Here is a 6,085-nt window from a genome sequence, read left to right on the forward strand (position 1 = left end):
CATCACCACTTATACGCGGCCGAGAACAGATACGAACGGCCCGCGATCGGCCGGCCCATGAACACGCCGCCGGTCGCCGCGCCGGGCACGCGCACGTTGCCTTCGGTCAGGCCCAGTTCGTTGGTGACGTTGCTGCCGCTGAGCGCGAACTCCCAGTTGTCGCCGACGTGCATGTTCGCGCCGACATCCACGGTTTCGTACGACGGCAGTTTCTGCGTATTGGCCAGGTCGGCGAACCGATCGCCGATACGCGAATAGGTCGCGAAGATCTTCAGATCGCCGAACGGCAAGGTCCAGAAATAGCTCGGGGTGAAGCGGAACTGCTGCTTGGGCTGGCGCATGACTTGATTGCCGGTGAACTCGCGATAGTTCTCGTACTTCGCATCCAGCCACACGCCGGTCAGGGCCAGTTCCAGCCCGCCGATCGGCCGCACCGCGCCTTCGACTTCCACGCCGTAAGCGCGCGAATCGCCGGCGGTGGTGAAGTTGGTGCCGTCGTCGAGGAAGGCCTGGAACGGCGAATTGGTGAAGCTGTTGTAGAACGCGGTCAGGTACAGGTCGTAGACCGAATTGCCGGACTTGAAGCCCAATTCGTATTGATCGATTTCCTGCACCTTGTTGTTGCCGTCGCGCAACGCGTCGAAGGTTGGCAGCTTGTAGCCCGAGTTGGCGCGCGCGAACACGCTGGAGGTCTCGTTGAGCTTGTAGTTCAGGCCCAGGGTCCAGGAGAAATGCTTGTCGTCCTGGTTGATGCGGCGGGTACCCGGCAGCGAGATCGAGGTGGCGTTGTCGTACAGCGTGTTCGGATTGCCGTCGAGGTCGACCGTGGCGGTGTCGTGGACGGTTCCGTCGACCTGTTGCCACTCGTAGCGGATGCCGCTGTCCAGACGCAGGCGGTCGTTGATCTGCCATTCGTCGGCGAGGAACACCGCGGTGTTCTGGCCGTCGTAATCGCCGCGCAGCGAGAAGAACGAGGTGCCGGTGAAACCGTCGCGGGTGACCTGGCGGCCGTCGGCGAGGGTCAGGTTGATCCGGCGCGCGTTGTTCTGCGCGGTCAGCAGCATGTTGTTGCCCAGATACCAGGTGTCCTTGGACGAATACTTGGCGAAGTACACGCCGGCGGTCAGCGTGTTGCCTTCGAACAGATCCTTGCTGAAACGCAGATCGTTGGTGAACGATTCGATTTCCTTGTCGACCACCCAGAACCCGGCGGTCAGAACCTGCTGATTAGGATCGACCGCGCCGCCGCCGTTGACGTAGGTCGCGGTGCCGGCGCTGCCGAATCCAGCGATGAACGATCCCAGCGTCTGCGGGCTGGCGCCGGTGAACAGGCCGTTGGTCGGCGCGCTGCCGCTGACGAAGTTGACCCGGTCGCTGATGGTCCAGTCGCCGGCATAGAAGTCCATCGACGCGCCGAACACGTCGAGGTTGATGCCGCGACCATCGGCGAGATCGCGGCTGATGGTCTGGCCGTTCGGTCCGGTCGGAATGGTGACGTGGCGGAAGTCGTTGCCGAGCAGGGTGCCGGTCTGCGCGTCCAGGCCCGGGAAGCTCGACAGGCTGCCGCCGTTGTTGCGCGAGAGCAGCGGGATCGGAGTGAAGAACGCGTTCTTGTCGTCGGTGTGGCGCGCATACACGGTGATCTCGCCCTTGTCCCAGCTGTGGGTCAGGGTGGCGCTGAGCTGGCCTCCCTTGTCGGCCGGGAACTGGGTGTCGCGCACGCCGTCGGTGGTGCGATAGAAACCGCCGACGCTGTAATACCAGCCTTCGCCGAGCTTGCCGCTGTTGAACAGGTCGACCCGGCGCAGACTGTCGCTGCCGACGCCCACGCGCACGCTGCCGGCGGGTTCTTCGCCGCCTTTCTTCTGGATGAAGTTGACCGTCGCGCCGGGCTGGCCGTTGGAGAAGATCGGGCTCGGGCCGCCGCGCAGCACTTCCATGCGGTCGATGGTGTCGTCCATGCGGAACAGGGTGGAGTTTTCCAGGAACGACAAGGTCGGTGGCGGGAACAGCGGCGCGCCGTCCATCTGCACGGTCACGAACGGCGCGTCGCCTTCCGAGGGCATGCCGCGCACGAAGATATTCGCGCCGGTGCTGCCGCCGGCCGATTCGGCCCAGATGCCGGGCACGACCTTGAGCGCGTCGGCGGTGCTCAGCGGCACGGCTTCCTGGATCTGCTCGAGCGATGCGGTGGTGATCGAGAAGCTGGCGTCGCGCTTGCGCAAACCCTTGAAGCGCGCGGTGCCGCTGACCACGACCGCGTCGAGGGTGGTGGCGGACGTTTCGGCCGGCGCGGCGTCCTGCGGCGCGGCGGCGGCCGCGTCCTGGGCCAATGCATAGCCTGGCGCGAGCGCGGCGGCGATCGCCGCGGACAGCGCGTAACGCATCAGACGGGTTTGCTTGAAGGCTGCGTGGTGCATGGTGATCTCCCCACCCGGTTGTTTTATGGATTGTTGAACTGCAAGGCGGTCTGCCGCGGCGGTACGTGCCGACGCGGTCAGGGCGAAACGAAAGCGTTCAGATCGAAGGACGCGATGTCGGGCAGACAAGCATCGGCGCGCGCGAGCGTCGTCGCGTCGCCCATGCCGATCGCGGCCATGCCGGCGGTCTTGATCGCGACCACGCCGGCGGCGGCGTCCTCCAGGCCGATGCACAGCGACGGCGCGACGCCGAGCGCGGCGGCGACATCCAGGAAAATGTCCGGCGCCGGTTTCGCGCGCGCGATCCGCGCCGCGTCGGCGATGTAGTCGAAACGATCGGCGATGCCGAGGCGGTCGAGCAGGGCGGCGGCATTGCGGCTGGCCGAGGCCAGGCCGAGCTTGAGCCCGCGCGCGCGCGCCTGTTCGAGCAGACGCTCGACCCCGGCGAACAGATCCTTCGGCGTGACTTCGGCGATGGCCTCGACGTAGTAGCCGTTCTTGCGTTCGGCCAGCGCGAGTTTCTGTTCGACGCCGAGCACCTTGCCGGCGTGGCGCAGGATGATGTCCAGCGAACTCATCCGGTCGACGCCCTTGAGCTGCTCGTTGACATGCTGGTCGAACGGCAGGCCTTCTTCGTCGGCCATGCGTTTCCAGGCGCGGTAGTGGGTCTGCGCGGTGTCGGTGAGCACGCCGTCGAGATCGAAGATCAGCGCCTGGGCTGGGCGCGGGAACGCGAGCTTGCCGTCGTCGCCAGGTTGGTTGCCGGGTTCGGCGAGCGCGACCCGCACCGGCGTTTGCGCGCTCAGTTCGATCGCGCGGCCGGCGTGTTCGATGCGCAGCGCCGCGCCGTCGAGCAAGGTGTATTCGACCCCGTCGCGATCGACCCGCAGGCGCAGGCGCCGGCCTTGCCAGCGTAGGCCGAACCCATAACCGCGCCATTGCCGCGGCAAGGTCGGCGCGAACTTCAACACACCGTCGGACGTGCGCAAGCCGGCGAAACCCGAGGCCACGCCCAACCACGTACCCGCCAGCGCCGCCATATGCACGCCGTGATCGGTGTTGCCGTGCAGATCGTCCAGATCGACGCGCAGGTTGTCACCGAAGAATTTCGCCGCCTGATCGGCGTGGCCGACTTCGCTGGCGAGAATGCCGAACACCGACGCCGACAAGGTCGAATCGTGGGTGGTGACCGCTTCGTAGTAATCGTAGCTACGGCGCTTGATGTCCGCGCCGATGCCGTCGCCGGCCAGGACCAGCGCCATGACCACGTCGGCCTGCTTGCAGATCTGGTGGCGGTATAAAGTGAGCGGGTGGTAGTCGAGCAGCAACGGACGATGTTCGCCCTCGTGCTTGGGGAACGGCCAGCGCGGCTTGTCGAGGAAGGTGTCGTCCTGCGCGTAGATGCCCAGCGCCTCATCGTAATGCAGGAACATGCGCTCGCCGGCGCGGCGCCAGGTGTCGATCTCGTGCGGGTCCAGTTGCAGGCGCTGAGCGAGGGCCTGCAGTTGCTCCGGACGTTCGCGCTGCAACTGTTCCCATACCCGAACCGCGCGCAGCAGATGCTGCTGGGCCATGCGATTGGTATAGAAGTTGTTGTCGACCAACGCGGTGTATTCGTCCGGGCCGGTGACTTCGTGAATGCAGAACGCGCCGCCGCGGCGCGGATTGAAGTGGCCGATCTGCGGCCAGATGCGCGCGGTTTCGAACAGGATTTCGGCGCCGCATTCGATCAGGAAATCCAGGTCGCCGGTCGCGTCCAGATACAGGCCCAGCCCGTATGCGACCGCGGCATTGATGTGATATGCGGCTGAACCCGAGGGGTAATGCGCCGAGCATTCGCCGCCGGTGATCGTGCGCCACGGGAACAGCGCGCCGCGCGGATGATTCATCTCGCGCGCATGCTTGCGCGCCGGTTCCAGCGCGAGGAAGCGCGCATGCAGCATCGCGCGCGCGACGTCCGGCGCGGTGTAGGCCATCACCGGCAGCATGAAGGCTTCGGTGTCCCAGAAATAATGGCCTTCGTAGCCTTCGCCGGTCAGGCCCTTGGCGGCCGTGCCGTTGACGCCGTCGCGGCCAGCCGATTGCAGCAGATGGAACAGGTTGAAACGCAGTGCCTGCTCGGCGGCGGCATCGCCGTCGATGAACAATTCCGCGCCGTCCCAGAACTCGGCCAGCGCCGCGGCCTGGCGCGCGGCGATCGCGTCGAAGCCGTTCGCTACCGCCTGATTCAAGGCTTGTGCGGCATGCGCGGGCAGATCGGTCGCGTGCGGGCTGGTGTCGGTGGCGTAGACGACGAACTTCTCGATCGTCGCCGACTGTCCGGGCTGCAACTGCGCGAGGTAGCGCTGGGCGACATGCTCCTCGCCAATCTCGGCCTCAAAGAAGCTCACGCCTTCGCCCAGACGATGCGCCTGGCTGCAAACCACGCGCACGCCGCTGCGGCGAGTCGCCTGGACCACGTCCGCGCTGCGCCGGTCGGCTTGGCGCGAAAGCAATTGCAGACCTTCGGCCGAAGCCACGCCGATGCGCGGGTCGTCGCCTTGTTCGGCGGCGGCGTGGCCGCATACGATCGCCGAGGCCAGGATGATGGGGCCGGTGTAGTCGATCGACGCGACGGTATAGCGGATCGCGAGCAGATCCACCCCGGCCGCGCCGCTGTCGAACGGCAGCACGCGCTCGGCGCGGATTTCGATGCCGTGGTCTTGCGCGGTGTTCAGGCGCAGACGCCGGCGCAGCAGACCGCTGCGCAGATCGAGTTCGCGTTCGAACGCGAGCCACTGCGCGTCATCGATGTCTAGCCGCTGCGGGCCCAGCCACACCGCGATGCGCTGACCGTCGGCGACCGGCAGGCGGGTGTCGGTGTTGCGGGCGAAACCGGGGAAGCGTTCGTGGTAGTGGATCGGGTGCTTTTCGAATACCGAGGCCAGGAAGCTGCCGTCGCTGCCGCCGTCGGCTTCCTCGAACCCGCCGCGCACGCCGAGCGAACCATTGGCCAGGGCGAACAGGGTTTCGTCGCGGCGACGCAGCGCGGGGTCGTAGCGATCCTGGCGCAGGCGCCAGGCGTCGGTGTCGTGGGGTGGTGCGGATGACACGGGAGCGGGGTTCGGGGTCACGCGTAAGGCCTGAAAGCGGGTGGGCGGCATCGGGATGCGGCGGGTTGCGATGGTGTGCGGGGTTGTCTTGGTGGCGGACCGTAGGGATTGATTGTTATCGATGTCAAGTTACCGATAACAATTGGGCTTGGCCGGCTGGTGCGTTGGTGTGCCCGGGGGCTGTCGTTATTCGGGGTTGATCGGCGATTTATCGCGTCGGATCAGATGGTTAAGAATTGTTGCGATGCGCAAAAATCGTGGCGGATACCGTCGTTCGGCGTCGACTTCGTCGCTGCGTTGCAGCATGACGGAGTGCCGATTTCGCGCGGAGCGAAGTGGGGAGATTTGTCAGCAGCGGGTGGTTGCGAGGTTGATGTGGGTTCGCGGTCGCGGCTTGTGACCGAAGGGAATCCAGTAGGACGCCGCTCCTACAGACAGGCCTTGCAGCTTTTGCTTGAGTTCGAAGCCGCGCAGTTCATCCAGCGCTGCGAAACCATTGACTCGCGTTAGCAAAAGCACACCCGTAGGGCGGCGCACATGGATGTGCGCCGTGCGCCACCGAGACAGGATGTC

3 protein-coding genes are annotated in these 6,085 nt (G+C 65.9%); all 3 read right to left on the reverse strand.

Annotation, left to right across the window (positions count from 1 at the left end; all coding sequences use genetic code 11):
* Positions 1-2: 2 nt before the first annotated feature.
* On the reverse strand, positions 3-2,420 hold the full coding sequence (locus ASD86_RS18085; RefSeq protein WP_056113776.1) for a TonB-dependent receptor: 2,418 nt from the start codon (positions 2,418-2,420) through the stop codon (positions 3-5).
* 77 nt (positions 2,421-2,497) lie between these two features.
* The gene (pgmB, locus tag ASD86_RS18090; RefSeq protein ID WP_162253692.1) at positions 2,498-5,512 is read right to left on the reverse strand and encodes a beta-phosphoglucomutase; all 3,015 of its coding nucleotides are present in this window, start codon (positions 5,510-5,512) and stop codon (positions 2,498-2,500) included.
* A gap of 348 nt (positions 5,513-5,860) precedes the next feature.
* A partial coding sequence (locus ASD86_RS27980; RefSeq protein ID WP_235567808.1) for a hypothetical protein occupies positions 5,861-6,085 on the reverse strand: 225 nt, incomplete at its 5' end.

Origin of the sequence: Lysobacter sp. Root690 (genome assembly GCF_001427785.1) — a bacterium.
GTDB lineage: Bacteria > Pseudomonadota > Gammaproteobacteria > Xanthomonadales > Xanthomonadaceae > Lysobacter.